The sequence below is a fragment of the Flagellimonas sp. L-11 genome (assembly GCF_056857735.1).
This window is the reverse complement of record NZ_JBSXNR010000057.1, coordinates 61,356-84,036: the sequence shown is the minus strand read 5'-3', so window position 1 is coordinate 84,036 and position 22,681 is coordinate 61,356. Positions and strand designations below refer to the sequence as shown.

Below are 22,681 nucleotides of genomic sequence, written 5' to 3'. Positions count from 1 at the left end.
AATCTATTGTGCGTTAATGACTTATATTTGGAAAGATATTACATTGCCACTACTTTTGGGCGGGTTTAATCATCAAACTCAAGATAATATTCAAAAAAAGGCAGCACTTGTTGGGGCAAACGTCCATTTTTGGTATAAATGTTATTCACGTGGGTACCGATATATTCCTCGGCGAAATGATCAATGCCCAGATTTTCCAATTTTATACTGAACAATTTACACTGTTGTGTAAACCGTTCCCCAGCATTTCTGCCCCAATCCATTTTGATGGCTTTCAAGCTTTTTAGATTGTCAATGTAATTTTCGAGATTGTAAAAAGGCATATTGTCGTGCCATTTTTTAAGTGTTTCCTGGTGTATGACCAACTCGCCATCTTTATACCCAAACGGGAAATCACAGTAAAAAGGAGGTTTGTTCGGATTGGGGGACCAAGAACGGGCAAAAGCTACCATCACTTTGCCAAAATATGTTTTTTCCAAGGCTTCATAGGTCGATATTTCCGAAAGCTCTTCAAAGGTATTGCTGTTCGGCCCGTACTCACGAACTATGGCCAAAGCTCCCGGGCTGATGGCATAAACGGTATTGAAAACATCGGGATGTTTCATGGCGATGTTCAAAGCACCATAACCACCCATGCTGTGGCCTGTAATACCACGGCTTTCTTTTTTGGCTAGCGTGCGGTAGTTTTCGTCCATGTATTTCACCAAATCTTGTACGGTAAAGTCCTCCCAATTTCCAAAAACGCCAGAATTGGAGTAAAAACTGCCCTCGTAGGTGGTTTTTTGGTTGGGAACCACCAAAATAAACGGCCGAATTCGTTTGGTCTCTATGGCAAAATCCAAGATTTCCTTCATGGGCTCCAACATGTTGTGATCACCATAAAAGCCGTGCAAGAAATAAATCACAGGGTATTTTTGGGTTCCCTTGTCATAGTTGGGAGGAAGATAAACCCCAACTTCGCGAGTAGGGTTTTCATCAAAATTATTTTCCAAATTCTCAGAGTAAATGGAATCAATTACTATGGTTCCCTTTGTTGTTTGTGCATAGGTCAACTGAAGGGTACAAATGACCAATATCAATTTTAAGTATGTTTTCATCAATCAAGTTTTAGTTTTTTATTTCAAGTGGCATTTCCAAGAGGTAAGAGGATAGTGTTTTTCCGTGCTTGTCCAAGCGGAGCGAGCGCGTTACACCACCCCGAAGTGCCTTGTGCATTACAAAATTCATTGCACCAAGGTTTGGGAGCTCATACCGTATTACCTCGCCCAGGACCATTTCCCCAAGAAACTTTTTCACTGAAGCGGCGGTCACTGATTTTTCTAAGGTTTGATAATTTTTTTCATCAAAAGCAATAATCGAGATATTTACAATATCTCCTTTGTCTCCTGTTCGAGAATGTGCTAAATTCTTTAGTTTCATTTGTTAGCTTTCAAAGTATTCAACTATGGGGGTTGCCCTATTTTTATCGACCAAAACAGATTGGATGGCAATAATTTCCGTGACTGTTTTGCCAACACCGCCTCCAGCCGCCGGACCATTGGTGTACAGTGTTTCTACTTCATTGACCAACTGTACAGCCTCTTTTCTGCCTTTTGTTTTAGCAGCTACGCGCAATCGAACTTCCGTAGGGCTTGCTTTGGTTTCATTTCCTTTAAAAAGACTATCAATTCCAATTAGGTCAAAAAGGATATCCTCCACCTCCAGATCAATGGATTGTATTCTTTCTTTGATGATTTCAATCGCCAATTTGGCCCGTTCCAAAGCATAACTTCCACCATAACTTATTTGGGCATCTGCCATATAACCATCATGATAGCCTACGGACACTTTTAATTTTCCGGTCAAAGGTTTTCCCGTGGCTCCAGAAACTTCTACTGTATCTTTTTCTATTTCCTTAAAACTGATGCTGGAAAAATTGGCAATGACATTGGGCGTTAAATATTCTGATGGATCGTGGACTTCGTACAACAATTGTTCTTTGCAGGTTGCAGGGGTTACCATACCGCCCGAATCTTTCAATTTGGTGATGAAGAAAGAACCCTCTTCGTTGATTTCTGCGATGGGGAATCCCAAATTGGCCAAATCAGGAACTTGTTTTTTAACGCCGTCGGCAAAATAACCACCGCATACTTGACCGGCACATTCCATTAAATGACCCAAAGCAGTTCCTTTGCCCAAAAGAGGGTAATCGCTGAGGGACCAATCAAATTCGTGTATAATAGGAGCCAAAAATAGGGCGGGGTCGGCCACTCTGCCAGTTAGGATAATGTCTGCCCCGTCCTTGAGGGCCGATAAAATTCCTTCCACCCCCAAATAGGCATTGGCAGAAATGATTTTATCGTCCAAAACAGATAAGGGCTCACCGGTTTCCAATAAAGTTTGTGTTTCAAAATCTAGCAATGATTGAACATCATCACCAAATACGGCGGCTATTTTGATGCTTTTTAAACCCAATTCGTTGGCTATTTTGGCCGTTTTTTTTGCCGCGGCCACAGGATTGGCGGCACCCATATTGCTGATAAGTTTTACATTGTTTGAAACACAATAGGGTAAACAGGCCTTCATCCGGTCTTCCAATAAAGGATCATAACCAAGCTCTTTGTTTTGCATTTTCTGCAATTGGGCCAAGGCAATGGTACGCTCTGCAAGGCATTCGAAGATGATATAATCCAAATCTCCCTTTTGTATTAGGTCCACGGCTGGTTCAATTCGGTCTCCCGAATAGCCAGCTCCCGATCCTATGCGAATTGTTTTATTCATATTATATGGGAATCACTCCGATTAAAACTGAAATCAATGTCATGACCAATGTGGTCAAAAAGGCGTATTTAAAAGTAAACTTTTGATGGTCCGCCAAATCCACTTTTGCCAAACCGATCAATAAAAAGGTTGCGGCCGTTAAGGGGCTTAAGGGGAAGCCCGTGGTCATTTGTCCCATAATTGCCGCCTGCCCCATGGTTGCTGAGGCTATACCAAATTCGTTGCCCGTTTGTGCCAATATGGGCAAAAATCCAAAATAGAACGAATTGGGGTCGAACAAAAAGCTAAGCGGCATACTGAGCACCGCCAGAATAAGCGGTAATCGTTCACCTGCAGCGGTCGGAATAACGTCCACGGCACTTTCGGCCATGTTTGCTATCATGCCCGATTCTTTCATAATGCCTGTAAAAACACCAGCTGCCAACAATATGGAGGCCATTAAAATGGCAGCTCTTGAATGGGAAAAAATCAAATCTTTTTGTTTTTCCAGACTTGGGAAATTCAGCATCAAAACCAAAATTGTCCCGATCATAAAAACGAGGGCGGGAGGAACGGTGCCGGAAATTAAAAATACAAGTGCCAAAATGGTTATTATAATATTGAGCCAAAAGTTTCTGTTTTTGGAAGGCATGGTCGGCACATCTGCCCCCATGGTTTCAATTTCTTCCTTGGCTACCGTGTTTTTTTGAATATTGAGGCGTTTGGATTCTTTCTTGCCCAACCGCCAGGCAATAAAAACAACAAATAAAAGCCCGCAAATCTGTGGTAGCATAATGGGGGAATATATCTCGGCCACACTTAAGTTGAGCGCTGATGCTGCGCGGATGGTGGGGCCGCCCCATGGAAGCATGTTCATGGTGCCCGCTGCCAAGGATACGACGCAAGCCAGTACGCGACGATCCATTTGGAGTTTTTCATAAAGGGGCATTATGGCCGGGATCACGATTAAAAAGGTGGTTGCTCCAGAGCCATCAAAATGTACCGTCATCGCCAACAAGGCGGTGCCAATGGCAATTAATGTCGGGTTGGTGCCCACCCATTTTAAAATGGTGTTTATGATGGGATTGAACATTCCCGCATCGGTCAGTATCCCAAAAAATAGGATGGCAAATACGAACATGGCCACAACAGGAGCAATGCTTTTGATTCCGTCCAGCGCAAAATCAAACGTTTCCCAGCCAAAACCAGCTAGTAAGGCGCCTACTACGGGTACCAAAATCAGGGCACCCATGGCACTCATCTTTTTTGTTAGGATAAGTACCAATAAAACAATGATGATAAGCAGACTGGTTAAAAGCAAACGTGGAGGATTTTTTAATTAAGCGTTAGTTTGTTCCCTGATTTACTTGATTGAAATGATAACTCTTTGGTATCTGGTCAAAGCAGGGAAGCCGGTATCCGTACCTTCAACAATGATATGGTATTGTTCCCCGCTTTTTGCGGTTTTTGGAATTTTGACCGATGCCACTTCCGTTTTTATTTCAACGGTCGCGGCCCCATCACCGGCTTCGGCATAGGGCCAAACGTTAAAAAAGACAGGGTGTTCGTCAATATCTTCAGCGGAAAGATTGAGAACAAGCTTTTCTCCTGGTTTTGCATTAATCGAATTCCCTTGCGATACAGAAATCTGTGGAGGATGGTTGGCTTCTTCAAAAGGTTTGATGCACCAATCGGCACGGGCGGCAAAATCAAGCTGCATGGGTTTTATCCAACGGGTCTGGGGATAGCTTTTGTCCATTTCTCCTGTTTCAGGATTTAAATCGGCCGCTGCTTCACCATCTTCAAAACGGTATGGATTTTCGGTCGATTGCTCAAAACGACCGCTCCAACCACCTCGGGACGGGTCTTCGTAGTTGTCCAGACCCACATCCACCAAATGTAAAAACGCAGGGGAATCTCCTTCTGAGATGAAATCATACTTGGAAAAATTGCCGCGCTCAGTATGAGCAATTTTTGAAATATCCCCTTCAAAATGATTAGGGTCTCCTTCTTGTTTTTGCCCATCCCCATAGGAATAATATTTTGTAAACAACGGACCATGGTTATTGATGATGTTGGGGCCCATAAAACTGCCCTCTAAATAGGGTTGCTGACTCTTGGGCACCACTTGTTTCCACGGGTAGGCAAAGCACCAAAATTGGTTGGCATTGTAAAAGACCCGTATGTTGGGCCAATTGGGCCCGATGTATTTTTTATAGGTGGCATCTTGGTCCATGATGGTGTAGATGATGGCCTTTTTTGATACTTTTTCCTTGATTGTTTCCCAATCTTTATGGCTGGAATAGTCTTCTTCGATTGATTTTAGGGCACGGGCAATGGTATTGGTTCCGCCCCAGGCCTGAAGAAAAATTTCGCGCGGGTCATCATCCAGTAATTTTTTTGCTATCCATTTCGAACCTTCGGTGCGTTGGTCCATTTCTCCCTCAAAATCTATGTTACCCACTTTTACCAGTGCCAAAAGTTCTTCTGGGGTGGGGTAGTTTTTATCATGAAGCAATAGGTTGGGATGTACTTTGGCATATTCGGCCAGCAGTTCCTGTATCCAAGTGGTTCCAGGCCACCTCAATTCGCTGCGTTCCCCATACATATTTCGGGTCATTTCCATTTCGGAGACCATGGTGGTTCCCTTGCCATCACCTTTCCAATGCCACATGGAACTGGAATAGATCAATCCTTCGGTATCAAATTCGTTGGTGTACATCAAAAAACGGATAAAGGTGTCCACATCGTCTATTTCACCATCGGTGGTAACAATGGTTCGTTTATGCTCTTGTTGCGCCATAACGGAAAAAGACATGAATAGGAGTGGCAATAAAAGGTTGAATTTTGTCATTTTGGTTCTGATGGCCATCAATTTTTATGTTGATAGTGGGTTTGTTTGATCATAAAATGGTTTCCGAGGGATGTTTCCATGGCCCTCGATACTGATGTTTGAGCAATGAGGAGGCTTCCGCATCATCAACAATAATCCTTTTTTGTGGATCATAAACCAATGGGCGTTCCAATCCCATGGCAAGGTTGGCCATAATGCAACTGGCTGTGGAAATATGCCCCTGCTCTACATCGGCAACAGGAAATCCATCACTTTCGATGGCATCCAACAAATCCAACATGTGGCCGCGTGTAGCTGGTGCGGTATGGAGCTCGATATCCTTTTCCTTTAAATCCTCTGGATATTTTTCACGTTCGTAAACCACTTCTTTTTTAATGGTTTTACCATCGTTGGGAATAAACTCGTATTGGAACACGCTTCCCTTAAAGGTTCCTTTTTCGCCATAAATAAAAAATGCCCAAGGGTAATCTGGGTCTGTTGGAGTACCCCAACTACGGTGTTGCCATACGCAATTGAGCTCTTCAAATTCGAAAATGGCGGTTTGTGTATCGGAAATATTGGCTATGGAATCTTTTTGCACGTAAATCCCTCCTGTGGAGCTTACTTTTTTGGGCCATCCGAGACCGAGCATCCACCGAACGGCATCCAGCATGTGAACGCACATATCGCCGACAATACCGTTTCCGTACTCCATGAATGCCCGCCACCTTCTATGCGGAAGACCCACGTAGGGCCTTAACGGTGCGGGTCCGGACCAAAGGTCGTAATCAAAATGATCGGGGATTTGTTGTACTGGCGGATTGGCATTCCATCGCATGTGATAGTAACAGCACATTTCTACATGGGATATCTTTCCCAATAGTCCGGCATCGATAATATTTTTCTTGCCTTCGATCAAGTGAGGGGTACTTCTGCGTTGGGTGCCCACTTGCACCTTTTTGTCCAGTTTTCGGGCAGTGGCCAAAATGGCTTCGCCTTCCAAAACATCAAGACTGATGGGTTTTTGTAGATAAAGATGAGCCCCGGCTTCCATGGCTTCGATGGCTTGTAGCGCATGCCAATGATCGGGCGAACCTATCAAAACGATATCCAAATCCTTTTCGGCCAGCATTTTACGGTAATCGCTGTACAATCTTGGCTTTTTATGGGATTTTTGTCGCTGGGACACCAAATGTGCAGCATCTTCCAGATGCTTCTTGTCCACATCACAGAGTGAGACTACCTCGACATTGGCTACCTGAATCAGTTTGAACAAATCACTTACCCCGTACCAACCGCAGCCTATTAGTCCTACATTCCACTTTTTCGAAGAATACATCAATTCCATGCCATAAGCACCAAATGATGATAAGGCCAAGGCAGCAGAGGTGCTGGTCAGAAATTTTCTTCGGTTGATGTAAAAATTTTTAGAATCCATACGTTAAAGGCTCCATTTATTGCCTACTTCGCTTAAAGGTAGGCATCCATTATAGGCACCGGGAATTGGGTCATAGCTCAACACATTTTTACCGATTTCCTCAGAGGTAAAATAGCCCCATAAGGCTGTTGATTTTAAGCTTCGATAAAATCCAACAGGTTCTGGGTTACCCACGGTAGTGCCCCAAACCCCGCTACCAAATTGGCCGGAGCTTTCTTCGGCCTTTTCCATAACTTTGATTTGATCGGATTCGGAAAGATTGACAAAACTGTCCCCAAAATCGGAAACACAATCTGCGTTGAACTTTTCTATTTCTTTTCGAACATGGTTTTGGCCATCGGCATCATACAGTTGGGCATAGACCTTATCGATAAATATATCGACTTTCACATCCAAAGCCCCAGGAGTTTCGGTGCGCGGTAAGATCATGTCCACTATTTTGGATATGAATGCCGCTTCGTCCGTGGTCAAGAATTGCGGTTGCCAATCAACCCGTGTTTCGTTTTTGCAAGATTGAAGTATGGATAATAATGAAGGGCCCGCAACGGCAGCTGCGGCCATACTTCCCGTGAATTTTAAAGCTTTTCTGCGATCCATAATCAAATGTTCATTTTTTTAAGTTCTTTCACGGCAAAATCGGCAGCCCTCGCAGTAAGTGCCATGTAGGTAAGTGACGGATTCACACAAGAGTTGGAGGTCATGCAAGCACCATCGGTCACAAAAACATTTTTCACCGAATGGATTTGATTGGTCCCGTTCAAAACCGATGTTTTTGGATCACGGCCCATGCGTGCGGTCCCCATTTCGTGGACACCGTATCCGGGCTCATGCTCATTATCAAACCCAAGAACGTCTTTGACTCCCGCTTTTTCGAGCATTTCCACGGCATCTTCTTGAATCTGTTTGTTCTGTGCCAGTTCATTTTCCTTGTACTCACAATCTATGGATAGGGTAGGTTGTCCCCATTTATCGGTAACCTCTTTGTTCAGGTACACTTTATTGTCGTGATAAGGCAAACACTCGGCAAAACCTGTAATGAAGAATTCCCAAGGTCCTGGTTTCATGATACTGTCCTTGTATTCGCCACCGAATTCCTTACGGTTGGCTGCTTCACTATTTCCCATGCGATACCCACCACCTTGATAGCCAAAACCACGCAAAAATTTATCGGTTTTTGAGTTTTCGTCGATGTTCCAATAGCGGGGGATATAAATTCCGTTGGGCCTGCGGCCACTGTAGTATTTGTCCTCAAAGCCTTCAACCCTGCCCAATGCACCTACACGGTAGGTGTGGTCCATTAAATTATGGCCCAACTCACCGCTATCGTTGCCCATCCCTTCGGGAAAGCGATTAGAGGTGGAATTCAATAGTATTTGGGCGGTACTCAAGGTAGAGGCGTTGCAGAAAACAATTTTGGCCTTGAATTCGATGTCCTCATTGGTCTCGGCATCGATAATTCGTACTCCCGATGCCTTGCCTGTTCCCTCATCATACATAATGGACTGCACAATGGAGTAGGGCCTAAAAGTAAGATTCCCGGTTGCATTGGCTGCTGGCAAGGTTACGGCATTACTGCTAAAATAGGCGCCGTAAGGACATCCGCGGCTACATCGGTTGCGGTATTGGCATTGCCCACGACCATTAAGTGGTTGGGTCAAATGCGCCACACGGCCTATGATCATGTGTCTTCCGGGGAAGTCACGTTCTATACGTTTTTTGATGTGTTTTTCCACGCAGTTCAACTCCATGGGAGGTAGAAAGTGGCTATCGGGAAGCTGGGGCAGCCCAAGGGCTTCGCCACTGATGCCCGCAAACTTCTCCACATAGGTGTACCACGGTTCCAAATCTTTGTAGCGTATGGGCCAATCCACCCCATGACCGTCCTTGGCGTTGGCCTCAAAATCCATTTCGCTCCAACGGTAGGTCTGTTTGCCCCACAATAGGGAACGACCTCCCATTTGGTGACCGCGTATCCATAAAAATGGTTTTTCTTCGGTGTACGGGTTTTCTTCATCGTTGGCAAAAAAATGCTCGGTATCCTGACCAATAAATCCAGAGCGTATGGCCTTGTAATGTTTTTTTTGTTGTTCTGGGGTAAGTCCGCCACGAAGTTCCATATCCCAAGAATCCAGATGGGCCGTGGTGTAATCTTTTGGATGCTCCACTACGGGGCCGCGCTCCAAAACCAAGGTTTTTAGTCCTTTTTCACAAAGTTCTTTGGCGGCCCACCCTCCACTGATCCCAGAGCCGATTACAATGGCATCATAGGTGTGTTTGGGGTCGGCATCTATATTAAAATTTGGCATTGGCGTATTCGGTTTAGGATTTAAAGGTTGGGATTATTTCCTTATTTTTTAAAGTGATTTTGTTATAATTTATGTCTTTTCAACTTTTTCCTTGTCAAAACTATAAAGGTAAGGAGCCTTGTTGGCCGCACCGGTATACAATTTCTCATGTCGTTTTAAAATATCCATACTAAGCATTTTCCGTTGGAAGGTGGTACGTCTAAATTCTTTGTTTAGAATGGTCTCATACACTTTTTGTAATTCCTTCATGGTAAATTTTTCGGGCAAAAGATTTTCTCCGATGGGTTTTTTGCCAAGGTCATTTCTAATGGACTCCAATGCTTTTTCGACAATCTCAGCGTGGTCTATCATTAGAGTTGGCAACTTGTTGATGTCATACCAATTGATGGAATCCGAAAACTTATCCGGGGTAGGTTGCACTTGGTTGTAATTGATCAGGGCATAATATCCAACAGTGATGAATCTATCAAGGACCCAATGATCCGATGTCAAGGTGTACCCTTTTCCGGCAGCAATCTTTTTAAAGGGATAGGCACTGTCCCTGTTTTTCTTTCCAAAAGTGTGAAACTGTTCCAGATGAATTTTTTCCAGCCCTGTTCTTTCCCGAACCCCTCTTTTAACAGCATCGTATAAATCTTCATCCCGCCGAATAAACCCTCCAGGCAATGCAAATTGGCCGGAATTTTGATATTCCAAGATTAATATTTTCAATTCTTTTCCAGTAAAACCTAGGATTACCGTATCATAGGCAATATTGGTTATATGTTCTGATTCTAATGGTAGCATGTTGTAAACATCGCAAAATTTACATCAAAAAAATATAATTACGAAAAAAAGAAAGTATTATTGTAACGAATTGATACAATAAATAGGGTTGAGTTGAGAATATAAAAATATGTTTTGCCCATGTTTCTGGCTTCCGGAACGGTCAAAGGAAAAAACAACGCACTTCCCGTTTAGGTTTATATTGAAAATGGTAATGTAGAAGGGAACTACGATAGCCATTCAGAAATATTTTGTCAATTCTATTTTGCATGCTAGTCCCAATTGGTGGGAAATCGCACAATTGGCCGAATGCCAAAACAACTGATGGCAATCCACTTCAAGTAGTTATTTCTTAGGAGCTTAAATTGTGGAGTATAGCCACAGATTTTTTGGGTGGAAAATGTGTTGAACAATGAAAGGTTGAGCCATAACAATTAGGTGCTTTTTTGTTGTTTTTTAAACGCAAAAAAAGGAAGGATTATAGCTCATTGAATATCGGTTTGACCGCCATGCAAAGTTGGCCGCGGATTTTTCGTAAATATCAAATCGCATTATATGACGGAGTTGAATTTTATTTTTGCATTATATAATGTTAAAATATTGCCAATTGTAAAATTTTAACTATTATTGTTCCTGATTGAGACAATATGCACGGTCGAGGTCAATCAAAATAACTAAACTAAATAGACTATCTATGAATCAAAACAAAATTCAGATTTTGACAAGATGGGCTGATTCGTTAAAAGCGTTTCAGGCATTCTTTTTGTCAATGACAATGATGTTGGTGGGTGGATCTGCATTAGCAGCGGCCCCGGACTTGGGTGAAGCCACTTCACCCCCTTACCAAGTAACCATAACAGGTACAGTTGTGGATAATTTTGGAACCCCTTTACCTGGTACCAACGTTATTGTAAAGGGTACCACTAATGGCACACAGACAGATTTTGATGGTAATTATTCCATTACAGCTGCTTCTGATGCTACCTTGATTTTCTCTTATGTAGGATTTAAAACCACTGAGATTCCAGTAAACGGCAATACTACCATTGATGTTACTATGGAAGAGGATGCAGCCGCATTGGATGAGGTTGTGGTAACTGGGTATGGTACCCAAACAAGAGGGGAATTAACAGGTTCTGTGGGAACAGTAGATGTGGAAGAAGCCACTAAAACACCTGTTGTCAATGCCGCGGAAGCCTTACAAGGGCGTGTTTCCGGTGTTACAATTACCAATAATGGTTCGCCAGGAGCAGCTCCAGTGGTGCGTATCAGGGGTTACGGAACAGGTAACAGCAACGACCCCTTGTATATTATTGATGGGGTGCAAACAGACGATCCTGGTATCCTGAACTCAATAAACCCTGCCGATATCGAGCAGATGAACGTTCTTAAGGATGGTGCTGCAGCTATTTATGGGGCAAGGGCATCCAATGGTGTTGTGATTGTAACTACCAAAGGTGGCGGTTATAACCTGAACACGGCAAAAGTTTCGGTGGATATGTACACAGGATTCTCTGTGGCAACCAATTTACCGGATATGTTGAACACTCAACAACATGGGGAAATGCTTTGGCAAAGTATCCTAAATGATGGTGGAACACCTTCGCACCCACAATATGGTAATGGTCCAAGCCCAGTAATTCCTTCTACGATCCAGGGGGTTCCTGTTACTATGAATGTTAAGCCTGGAGGTACTGACTGGGTGGAGGAAATCTACAGAAGTGCCATTACCCAGAACGCTTCCATTACTTTGGAAAATGGTAACGAAAAGTCTAAATTCCTTTTCTCTGCATCATATTTGAACCGTCAAGGTATTCAGATCCATACTGGTTTTAAAAGAGGAAATGTACGATTGAACTCCGAGTTTAAGATCGGGGATAGAATACGGATTGGACAGCACGCCAATATTTCTTTTGATAGAAGGAGCGGAGGACAATCTTGGTTCAATTTTGCACAAAGAATGTCTCCTTTGGTCCCTGTTTATGATGCGGATGGTAATTTTGGCGGTAACTATAGTAACGATACGGGCCTATCCAACCCTAACAACCCTGTTGCGGAAGCTACAAGGCAAAAAGATAACTTTGCCAAGACCTTTAGGGTGTTCGGGGATATTTATGCCACATTGGATATTATTGACGGACTACAGTTCAAAACTTCCTTTGGTGGTTCTATTAGAGCCTACAACGATAGACGTTTTAGGGCGTTGATCCCGGAATCTTCCGAACCTATCGCCACAAATACATTGACGGAGGCCGATCAGGATAATTATGAGTGGGTTTGGACGAATACTCTGAACTACAACAAATCCTTTGGTGATCACAGTATAAATGCTTTGATCGGTATTGAAGCTTTGGATAACCACGGAAAAGGAAAAGAAATTTCCAGAACGGATTATTTCTTCGAAACACCGGACTACTATTTGTTGAGCAATGGTGGTGGTGCGCCTAACGTAGCTTATGCTTACGATAACGCAAACTCACTTTTCTCTTTGTTCGGTACTGTAAATTACGATTACGATGGTCGTTATTTATTGACGGCAACAGTACGTCGTGATGAATCCTCTAGATTTGTCGGGGACAACAAGAGCGATATATTTCCTTCGTTCAGTGCAGGATGGGTAGTAAGTAACGAATCTTTCTGGCCGGTAGATTCCTTTGTGAGTCGATTGAAACTTAAAGGTTCTTGGGGACAATTGGGTAACCAAACACTGCCTGTGAACAATCCAACCATTAATATTTCCGTATTGAGCGAACAATATGCCAACTACGTGTATACAGGTAGTGGTGGTGCATCACAGGGTGCGCTTTTATCCGCTGCTGGTAACCCGAATTTGAGATGGGAAACCTCTGAAACCACCAACTTTGGTGTGGAACTTGGTTTCTTTGATAACAAATTGAACCTATCAGCAGAGTATTTTAATATCAAAACCAAGGATTTGATCAATCAGGATGAACAATTGTTCAGTTCAACAGCTATTGATGCCGCTCCACCTTATGTAAACTTGGGCTCTATCGAGAACACAGGTGTGGATGCAACCTTAAGCTATTCTGATCAAACCGATTCAGGATTTAGCTATGGGATTGATCTTAATTTCTCGCATTACAAAAACGAGGTGGTTGATTTGATCAGTGCTTTCCAAACAGGTTTTGGAGGTTTTAGAACTACGGGAACTGTTACTAGAACGCAAGAAGGACAGCCCATTTCATCTTTCTATGGTAGAGTGGTAGATGGTATTTTTGCTTCGGAATCAGAAGTGTCCTCAGCGGCAGATCAAGGATTTTCGACTCCTGCAGATGGTGTAGGAAGATTTAAGTATGCTGATTTGAACAATGATGGTGTAATCAATGATGACGATAGAACCTTTATCGGTTCTCCTCACCCTGATTTCACTTATGGTATCAACTTGAGAGCTGCCTATAAAGGTTTTGATATGTCAGCTTTCTTCCAAGGATCACAAGGGAACGAAATATTCAACAACGATAAAGTGTATACCGACTTCCCAACCTTCTTTAATGCCAACAGAAGTGTAAGGGTGCTGGATTCATGGACTCCTGATAATTTGGATGCCGAATTGCCGGCGTTGAGCCAGAGTATATCAAACAATGAAGGTACGGCAAGTTCATTCTTCGTAGAAGATGGTTCCTATATGCGATTGAAAAACCTTCAAATTGGGTACACCTTTAATGAAGAGGTTTCCAGTTATTTGGGAATGGACAGTGTTCGTTTCTACCTTCAAGGAACCAATTTGTTGACTATAACCGATTATGATGGGGTAGACCCAGAATTGCAACCCAGATTTAATGGCGGTGCTGTAGATAACCTTACTATAGGTGTTTCGGACAACAATTACCCATTGGCTGCAATCTATTCCTTCGGAGTTAATCTAAAATTTTAAAAAAATGAGAAAGAAGATATTATTTTCAACAATATTTGCAGGTCTGTTGCTATGGGCCTGTAGCGAAGATTTCACGGAAAAGCCCGCTACGGGGGCGCTTTCGGATGAAGCCTTACAAAATGCTTTAGGGGTAGACCTAAAGTTGACCGCGGCCTATTCCGCAATGGACGGTGAACGTATAAATAGACAAGGAGAGGGTGTTGCCGCTGGTGGAGATAACTGGTGGACAGACGTGGTTTCCGATGATGCCCACAGAGGTAGTACCGATGGTGACAACACAGCCCTGTTCCAGGTGGAAACCTTAGACTGGCAAACCGGTAATAACTGGTTTTTAGGACGATGGAGTGCTCTTTTTGGAGGAGTGAACCGCTGTAATGCCGTTTTGGATTTGATCAATCAAATCGAAGAAGGAGATTTTACAACACAAGAAGGTGAAGCTTATTTCCTTAGAGGATACTACAACTTTGAACTTCAAAAGTTTTACGGTAATGTACCGTTCTTGACTGTAGAGAATTTGGTTAACCAAGAGTTCAACCAACCCAACCCAGGTCCTATTTGGGCTGAAATCGAAGCTGATTTTCAGGCAGCCATTGATAGATTGGGCAATGATATTGTTGTTGGTAGAGCCAATGCTTGGGTAGCCAAGGCCTTTTTGGGCAAAGTGTATTTGTACCAAGGAAAATACGAGCAGGCCTTGCCATTGTTCAATGATGTGATCAACAATGGACCTTACTCATTGAACGAACAATTTGTGGACAACTTTAATGCTGCTGGGGAAAATGGACCAGAATCCATGTTTGCCATTCAATTTGCTTCAGATGATGGACGTTCCTTCAACGGAAATGGTGCCGGTACGTTAAACTTCCCAGGTGGAGGACCATTGGGTACTTGCTGTGGTTTTTACCAACCAACACAAGATTTGGCAAATGCCTACCAAACAGACGGTTCCGGATTGCCATTGTTGGATTCCTATGCCGCAACTGATGTAGCCAATGATTATGGAATCAACAGTGACGAGCCTTTTACGCCCCACACAGGGCCACTAGACCCGCGAATTGATTATACGATTGGTCGAAGAGGTATTGATTACAATGGATTCGGTATACACCCGGGTAAAGAGTGGATAAGGGCAACCTTTGGTGATATTTCCGGGCCCTATTTGCCCAAAAAGAATATGTACCAAGCCGATGAAGTGGATGCCAACCGCGGTACAGGGGGTTGGGGATCGGACTGGTCAGGTATCAACTACAACGTAATGCGATTCGCCGATGTATTGTTGATGGCTGCCGAGGCAGCTACAGAACAGGCCAGCCCAAATCTACCTTTGGCTTTGGAATATGTTAACCGGGTACGTAACAGGGCAAAAAATATGACCCCGGTACAAACTGTCGATGGTACAGGAGATGCTGCCAATTATCAAATTGAACCTTATGCATCCTTTGGAAGTCAAGACTTTGCAAGAAAAGCAATACGTTTTGAGCGTCGTTTGGAATTTGGTATGGAAGGACACAGATTGTTCGATTTGAGAAGATGGGGCAATGCTAAAGAGACCATCAACACCTATATTGCAAACGAAGGTGAAGATTTCGACCAAGCGAATTACGGTTCCAAATTTGGTGCATATCAAGATAAACATGATCTTTTCCCAATTCCAGTTAATGCAATCGACCAAAGTGGAGGTGTATTGACACAGAATACTGGATATTAATAAAAGTAGTCTGAGTTAGTTTAATTTAATTCGAGTTAGTAAATAGGTTGCCAAAATATTTTGGCAACCTATTTTAATTATAGACAAGTCCTGTTAATTAAAAATTAATCATTATTAATTGAACATTAACCATGGATGGTTCAAATACAGTACCCGAATTTGTATTTTTACCCCTTGTACATTTTAATAACAACGAAAGTCAGTTCGAGTGTTTTTCCTTCGAAAAACACCTGTCTACCACAGGTAGAAAATCTTTCTTCAATTTGATTTCAAAAGATTGCTCAAATTGATGAATTTCAATCAAAAGGCACAAGGAGCATATTTTTAGTGTGAGGTGAGCCCATCAGCTAAAAAATTAATCCAATTGATTTCTTTTTGATGGACACTGGTTTTTCAGTATTCAAACATTGGTGTAACATCAAAATTTTGGTTAACCCGTAAAATTTCAGCACAGTGAGCAAAAGTTATATTTATATTGCATTGGCTTCATTACTGGTCATTTCTTGTTCCAAGAAACAAGAGGACACTTTGTTTACTCCAGTTTCATCCGACCATTCCGGGATTACATTCAACAATAAAATAGTTGAGACCGATAGTTTTAACATTCTCACAAGCGAATACATCTTCAATGGAGGAGGGGTTGCCGTAGGTGATTTTAACAATGATGGCAAACCTGATCTTTTTTTTACAGGTAACCAAGTAACCAACAAGCTATACCTTAACCAAGGTGATTTTGAGTTTAAGGACGTAACCCAAGCATCTGGTGTGGAAGCCGCCGATAAGTGGAAAACTGGTGTTGCGGTGATCGACATTAACAATGATTCCCTGCTCGATATTTATGTCTGTGCCGCCATGTACGAAAGCCCCGAGGAAAAGGCCAATATGTTATATATAAATCAAGGAGTGGATGATGATGGCATTCCTATTTTTAAAGAAATGGCCAAGGAATATGGCGTTGCAGATACCGGAAATAGCATGAATGCTGCATTTATAGACTATAACAAAGATGGCTTATTGGACCTATATGTGCTTAACAATGTGGATATACATGTACTGCCGGCAAACTATAGGGAAAAGATCACTGATGGTTCCTCTTTGAGCAACGACCGTTTATACCGTAACAATGGCGATGGGACCTTTACCGATATAACCATGGAGGCGGGCATTACCATTGAAGGCTACGGTCTTGGCGTGGCCATTTCCGATTTGGATTATGACGGTTGGCCGGATATTTATGTAAGCAATGACTATCTGAGCAATGATATTATGTACATTAACAATGGGGATGGGACCTTTACCGATAAAATAAGTGAGTCCATAAAACATCAAAGTAAATTTTCCATGGGCTCCGATGTGGCCGATTTTAACAACGATGGCTATCTCGATATCCTTACTTTGGATATGCTCGGGGAAACAAATTATAGGTTAAAAACAACCATCAAGGCAACCAAGTACAACGATTACTATATGAATGATAGGTATGGCTACGACTATCAGTATATGCGTAACATGCTTCAAATGGGTCAAGGTCCCGATATGCCCTATAGTGAAATTGGCCTTATGGCGGGCATCGCCAAAACCGATTGGAGCTGGTCACCACTTTTTGTTGATGCCGATAACGATGGACGTAAAGATATATTGATTACCAATGGTTTTCCACGGGACATTACCGATCTGGATTTTGGGGAATTCAATTTCAATGTTCAAAAATACCTAAGCCCTTCACAAATTTTGGACTCCATTCCAGTGGTCAAAATACCCAATTACGCTTACCGCAATGAAGGTGATGGACAGTTTAAGGATGTAGGTGAAGCATGGGGGTTGAGTATCCCTTCCTTTTCAAACGGAGCGGCATTTGCCGATTTGGATGCCGATGGCGACATGGATTATGTGGTGAACAACATCAATGATGAAGCCTTTCTTTTCAAGAATAACCTTGAAACAAAGCAAAAAGAGGATAAGAATTTCCTTCAGTTGGATTTGAAAGGCCCAAAAAACAATCAGGCAGGTCTGGGGACCAAGGTGGCCCTACGTTTTGGGGACGGCACCTTTCAATATTACGAGCATCAGTTGAACAGGGGCTATTTATCAACAGTACAGAGTATGCCCCATTTTGGTGTGGGATCGCAAAAAACAATCGCATCCCTCGAAATAGTATGGCCCGATGGAAAATACCAAGAGTTGACCAATGTACCGATCAATCAAACCTTGGCAATCGATTATAAGGAAGCCTCTTCCTTAGAAGGCAAGCAATTGGCATTTCCCTTGGCACCCAAACAGACCACTCCCATATATCAGGAAATATCGGAGGAAGTGGGTGTCAATTATCTCCATAAGGAAACGGACAAGGTTGATTTTTATGTGCAGCCCACATTGCCCCACAAGCTAACCCAAAATGGACCTCGACTTGCAAAAGGGGACATCAACGGAGACGGCTTTGAAGATTTTATCATTGGAAGCTCTTCCGGCCACTCCCCAATGATCTTTATACAGGATTCCAAAGGAACATTTACCGGCACAGTTTTGTTTGAAGAAGAAGAATATAAAAAATACGAAGAGACGGGTATTTCCCTTTTTGATTTGGACAATGATGGGGACCTTGATATTTATATGGTTGTGGGCAGTAATGAATTTGATTTGGGCTCACCATATTATCACGATTACCTAATGGTCAATCGGGGTAATGGCAAGTTTACCATGGCCAAGGACAAAATGCCGGAGATAAATTCCAGTGGGTCGGTAGTAGAGGCCGAGGACTTCGATGGAGATGGCTATGTGGATCTATTTGTTGGTGGACGCACCCCCTTTTCACAATACCCCAAACCGGACAATTGCTACCTGTTGAAAAACGAAAAGGGTAAACTGGTCGATGTGACAGAGGCATACAGTAAAGCACTCAGGACCCCGGGAATGATCACCGATGCCAAATGGGCTGATTTGGATAACGACAGTTTGAAGGATCTTATCTTGGTGGGCGAATTTATGCCCGTAACCGTTTTTATGAACAAAAAGGATTCCTTTCAGCAAATGGACCAAACAGGCATGCAGCAACTATCAGGTTGGTGGGAATGTGTCTTGGCAGAAGATTTTGATGGCGATGGCGATGTGGATTTACTGGCAGGAAACTTGGGGGAGAACAATCTATACAATCCTTCCGAAGAAAGACCTGTAACCATGCTGGCCAAAGATTTTGACAATAATGGAGCTATTGACCCTGTATTGTTTGCGTACTTTAAAAGCAATTTTGAGGATCCCACTTACCAACCATATCCCGTTAGTTTTTGGGGTGATCTTATGGGCCAAAGTCCCATGTTCAGGAAAAAGTTCAATTATTTCCGGGAATTTGCCACGACCACCAAGAGTGGCTTGTTTACGCCCGAAGAACTTGAGGGAGCCGATGAATTAATGGCAAATCACGATCAAACCACCTATTTTGAGAATGATGGCAACGGACAGTTCAAAATGGGAGAGCTTCCGTGGCAGACCCAATCGGCACCCATAAAGTGTATGATCACGACACAGGCAGGAGGCAGCGCCCCTACCGACGTGCTCATGATTGGAAACGATTTTGGCAATGAGGCTTTTATTGGGCGATATGATGCCTTTAACGGCGGTGTTTTGCTCGGAGACAGCCAAGGAACGTTTGAGTTTAAAAATGCCGAGGAAAGCGGCTTTAAGGTTGCCGGTGACGCGAAGGACATGATACAGGTTGAAAGGGCAGATGGAGGAAACCCATATATTATTGTAACCCAAAATAGGGGCAAAGCATTGGTTTTTACCAAGACTGAGTAATTTTTACAAAATATTATAATTGAGATAACATGGTTTGCTCAGCTATATGAACAAACCATGTTTATTTTATTTATTTAGCCCAGCTTGGGATAACGTGATCAGCAATGCCAATTGAATGGATTCATCGCCTGCTTCATCGTTCAAGTACCACTCGTGCAGGGAATGGGCTCCGCCTCCTTGTCCTCCACGGCCAATACATACGGCCGGAATTCCTTTGGAAACCGGTATATTGATGTTGGTTGAACCGCGGCCCAAACGTGGGGTCTTCCCAAAATACTTGGTGGCGGCCATGGTTCTTTGGATCAAGGGCAGTGAGGCAGGCAGTTCCCCAGATGGCCTATCACCAATTTTTATTAGCTCGTAGCTTACTTCGCCGCGCACACCGCTGGCATTGTATTCCATAATGGCTTTTTCCACGGAGGCTTTAAAGATGGACTCGATTTCATCAAGGTTTTTGGGATCAATGGCACGCATATCAACTTCCATCCAAGACTCAAACGGAATGGAATTTACAGAAGTGCCGCCACCGATTCTACCAACATTGAAACTTGTTTTAGGGATATCCCCGGAAGTATATGCCCATGCATCCTTGGAAAAAATAGCTATGGCTTTTCCCAAGGCATGATGGGGGTTGGCAAGGCCAAAGGCCCCCCAAGAATGTCCACCTTGCCCTTTTATGAGCAATTTATAACGTTTGGAGCCCAATCCAGCGTTGCTTATTCTTCCCAAACCACCGCCATCAATAGCGATCCAAGAATCAATGTCCAATCCCGATTCATTGAACATATATTTCATGCCCCGTAGGTCTCCAAGGCCTTCCTCACCAACGGAACCTACGATCAATACATCTTTTTCAGTTTTTATATCTGCTTTGTTCATGGCTTTGAGCATGCTGATGAGCATGGCCAGGCCACGTGTGTCATCGCCAATTCCCGGGGCTTTTAAGGTGTCTCCCACTTTTTTAACGGTAACATCGGTTCCCTCTGGGAAAACTACATCCAAGTGGGCATCTACCCCAACATAGCCCGATTGGCCAGATGTACCTTTTCGCAACCCGATGACATTCCCTACCTTGTCCGTCCAAATGCTATCAACACCTGCTTCTTTCAACATTTTGGCAAAAACCTTTCCCCGCTCATCTTCCATAAAAGGAGGGGCCAAAACCTCTGTTAAAGTAATCAGGTCTTCCGTAGTTTGATTTTTTTGGGCCTTTATCAGTTCAAAAGCTCTCTTGACCTGTTTTTTCTTGGCCAAGCGTTCCACTTCCTTGGTGTATTTTTTTTCAATTTCTTCCTGGGCCATTATCGAACCGGATAGCAGGCCAAAGGCCATAATGAGGCCGAATGTGAGTTGTTTCATAATCAAGTATAGTATTGGTTTTCTAAAAAGCTGTTTCTGATTTTGTGTTCATGTAAAGTTATCGCAATGGTTTCTTATAGTGTTATTTGGGATGTATCCAATTTTCTAAGCTCGGCAAATGCTTTTTGGAGTCTGGCCGTTACTTCTCCAATGGCATCATTTTCATAAAAAACATGGTGGCCCAATTGAGCAATGGATGCCACTTGGGTAGTGGTGCCGGTAAAAAACGCCTCGTCCATATTTTTAATTTCATTTTCTGCCACGGGCTTTTCAATAACAGGTATTTCCAACTTTCTGCAGAGTTTTATAACAATCTGCCTGCTTATGCCATTCAAAATATGTTCGTTGGCCGGATGTGTGATTACATTTCCGTCCTTCACGAAAAAAATATTGGTATGCGAACCTTCAGAAATCATACCGTTTCGGACCAAAACAGCTTCATCCGTATTTGCGTTCATTGCCGTTTCGTTGGTCATAATGTTGCCTAATAGTGAAATGGATTTGATATCGCATCTGTGCCATCTAAAGTCGGGTTCTAGAACGGCTTTCATGTTTTTAAGGTTGATGGGAGGGAGATTGCATGGCAGCGCATACATCATCACGCTAGGGGGAACGTTTTTTGGGTACGCGTGTTTTCTGGGGGCCACTCCACGGGTAACTTGCATGTAAATCAAGCACGATTCACCTTCCAAGCCAGCCGCATGAAGAAATCCGTCCAGATTATCATCAATTTCCTTGACGTTGTATGGGATGCCAATTTTGTCCAGATTGTCCTGCAATCGGTCCAAATGTGCCTTTTTGTAGAACATGCCATTTTCCAATTGCACCATTACTTCGTAAATACCATCCCCGAATAAAAATCCGCGGTCAAAAACCGATATTTTGGCATTGTCGGCCGTTACTGTTTTTCCATTCAGATAGACTTTTTCAGGAAAGTTTCCTTTGGGCAACATTAAGGTTGGTTTTAAATGGAAGGCTTTCCAAAATGTCGATTTTCGTCAACCCAAACTTGGTTCGAGTGCTCGTGCCGATTTGTTTGCCGTTGTAACAAAATTAGGAATACTGTGCATGTAGCGGACAGTAATCCAGAATGATGTACTTCAATACTCTTTGGACAACCCCGTATTATATTGTTGTGAAGGTAATTGTTATTTCCTAAAATTAAAACCCAGCAATAAAGTTTGTAGCGGGGTAAATAAATTTTAGAAAAACAATACGTGTCTTTAAATAAATTCAATGTCGTTAACAATAGATTTAGATGGTTGGTTTTTATAATTATAAAGATTTGTCGTACTTCACGAAAAAAGATAAACCATGACGATTTTTGTTGATATGGACGAGGTGATTGCAGATGCCTACAATGCCCATTTAAATATTTACAATCAAGAGTTTAATGCCCAATTAACACTGGAAGACTGCCAAGGCAAGGAATTTTGGCAATGTGTTCCAGTGGAACATCAACAATCGATAAAAGACCACACTAGGCGAGATGGTTTTTTTGGTGATTTGAAAGTAATTGCCGATAGCCAAGAAGTGCTTGAGGCGTTAAGCGAAAAGTATGAAGTATATATTGCTTCGGCAGCCATGGAGTTTCCACAGTCCTTGAGGGAAAAGTCGGATTGGTTGGACAAGCATTTTCCCTTTATTCCGTGGCAAAAACGAATTCTCTGCGGGAACAAGCATGTTTTAAAGGGTGATGTGCTCATAGACGACCGAAGCAAGAACCTCGAGCCTTTTGAAGGCAGGTCCATAATGTTTACATCACCGCACAATACAAAGGTCACAGCCTTTGAACGTGCGGATACTTGGAAGGATATCGCCGACAAACTTTTGTAACTTGTAACCG

At 42.9% G+C, this 22,681-nt stretch carries 15 protein-coding genes; 4 read left to right on the top strand and 11 right to left on the bottom strand.

Features of this window, described 5'->3' with window-relative positions:
- Window positions 1-65: 65 nt before the first annotated feature.
- The 9 genes from AC13CC_RS09160 to AC13CC_RS09120 all read right to left on the bottom strand — a co-directional run bounded on the left by AC13CC_RS09160 (window position 66) and on the right by AC13CC_RS09120 (window position 10,102).
- Complete coding sequence (locus AC13CC_RS09160; RefSeq protein WP_482877806.1) at window positions 66-1,097, bottom strand: alpha/beta hydrolase; 1,032 nt, start codon at window positions 1,095-1,097, stop codon at window positions 66-68.
- 10 nt (window positions 1,098-1,107) lie between these two features.
- The gene (locus AC13CC_RS09155) at window positions 1,108-1,419 is read right to left on the bottom strand and encodes an AtuA-related protein (protein ID WP_482877805.1); all 312 of its coding nucleotides are present in this window, start codon (window positions 1,417-1,419) and stop codon (window positions 1,108-1,110) included.
- Window positions 1,420-1,422: 3 nt separating this feature from the next.
- Window positions 1,423-2,760, bottom strand: coding sequence for an acyclic terpene utilization AtuA family protein (locus AC13CC_RS09150; RefSeq protein ID WP_482877804.1), 1,338 nt, complete (start codon window positions 2,758-2,760; stop codon window positions 1,423-1,425).
- 1 nt (window position 2,761) lies between these two features.
- Window positions 2,762-4,060, bottom strand: a complete 1,299-nt coding sequence (locus AC13CC_RS09145) for a CitMHS family transporter (RefSeq protein WP_326278934.1) — start codon at window positions 4,058-4,060, stop codon at window positions 2,762-2,764.
- Window positions 4,061-4,102: 42 nt separating this feature from the next.
- Entirely contained in the window at window positions 4,103-5,611 is a 1,509-nt protein-coding gene (locus AC13CC_RS09140; RefSeq protein WP_326278935.1) for a nucleoside hydrolase-like domain-containing protein, read from the bottom strand.
- A 31-nt stretch (window positions 5,612-5,642) separates the two neighbouring features.
- A complete protein-coding gene (locus AC13CC_RS09135) occupies window positions 5,643-7,010 on the bottom strand; it encodes a Gfo/Idh/MocA family protein (protein ID WP_482877803.1) in 1,368 nt (455 codons plus the stop codon).
- Between the two features lie 3 nt (window positions 7,011-7,013).
- On the bottom strand, window positions 7,014-7,607 hold the full coding sequence (locus AC13CC_RS09130) for a gluconate 2-dehydrogenase subunit 3 family protein (protein WP_482877802.1): 594 nt from the start codon (window positions 7,605-7,607) through the stop codon (window positions 7,014-7,016).
- 2 nt (window positions 7,608-7,609) lie between these two features.
- Window positions 7,610-9,316: a GMC oxidoreductase gene (locus AC13CC_RS09125; RefSeq protein WP_482877801.1), complete on the bottom strand. Its 1,707-nt coding sequence runs from the start codon at window positions 9,314-9,316 to the stop codon at window positions 7,610-7,612.
- Between the two features lie 69 nt (window positions 9,317-9,385).
- Complete coding sequence (locus AC13CC_RS09120; protein ID WP_482877800.1) at window positions 9,386-10,102, bottom strand: NUDIX hydrolase; 717 nt, start codon at window positions 10,100-10,102, stop codon at window positions 9,386-9,388.
- Window positions 10,103-10,775: 673 nt separating this feature from the next.
- Here AC13CC_RS09120 and AC13CC_RS09115 point away from each other — a divergent pair.
- The 3 genes from AC13CC_RS09115 (at window position 10,776) to AC13CC_RS09105 (ending at window position 19,476) form a co-directional block, all read left to right on the top strand.
- Window positions 10,776-13,976, top strand: a complete 3,201-nt coding sequence (locus AC13CC_RS09115; protein WP_482877799.1) for a SusC/RagA family TonB-linked outer membrane protein — start codon at window positions 10,776-10,778, stop codon at window positions 13,974-13,976.
- Window positions 13,977-13,980: 4 nt separating this feature from the next.
- Complete coding sequence (locus AC13CC_RS09110; protein WP_482877798.1) at window positions 13,981-15,684, top strand: RagB/SusD family nutrient uptake outer membrane protein; 1,704 nt, start codon at window positions 13,981-13,983, stop codon at window positions 15,682-15,684.
- Window positions 15,685-16,137: 453 nt separating this feature from the next.
- Window positions 16,138-19,476 carry a VCBS repeat-containing protein gene (locus tag AC13CC_RS09105; RefSeq protein WP_482877797.1) on the top strand — a complete coding sequence of 1,113 codons (3,339 nt, stop codon included), beginning with the start codon at window positions 16,138-16,140 and terminating at the stop codon, window positions 19,474-19,476.
- Window positions 19,477-19,542: 66 nt separating this feature from the next.
- On the opposite strand, the gene AC13CC_RS09100 is transcribed toward AC13CC_RS09105, so the two are convergent.
- Both AC13CC_RS09100 and AC13CC_RS09095 read right to left on the bottom strand, forming a co-directional pair.
- Complete coding sequence (locus tag AC13CC_RS09100) at window positions 19,543-20,835, bottom strand: M20/M25/M40 family metallo-hydrolase (RefSeq protein ID WP_482877796.1); 1,293 nt, start codon at window positions 20,833-20,835, stop codon at window positions 19,543-19,545.
- Between the two features lie 74 nt (window positions 20,836-20,909).
- Complete coding sequence (locus AC13CC_RS09095; protein ID WP_482877795.1) at window positions 20,910-21,788, bottom strand: aminotransferase class IV; 879 nt, start codon at window positions 21,786-21,788, stop codon at window positions 20,910-20,912.
- 361 nt (window positions 21,789-22,149) lie between these two features.
- Between AC13CC_RS09095 and AC13CC_RS09090 the strand changes: the two genes are divergently transcribed.
- Entirely contained in the window at window positions 22,150-22,671 is a 522-nt protein-coding gene (locus AC13CC_RS09090; protein ID WP_482877794.1) for a 5' nucleotidase, NT5C type, read from the top strand.
- Window positions 22,672-22,681 lie beyond the last annotated feature (10 nt).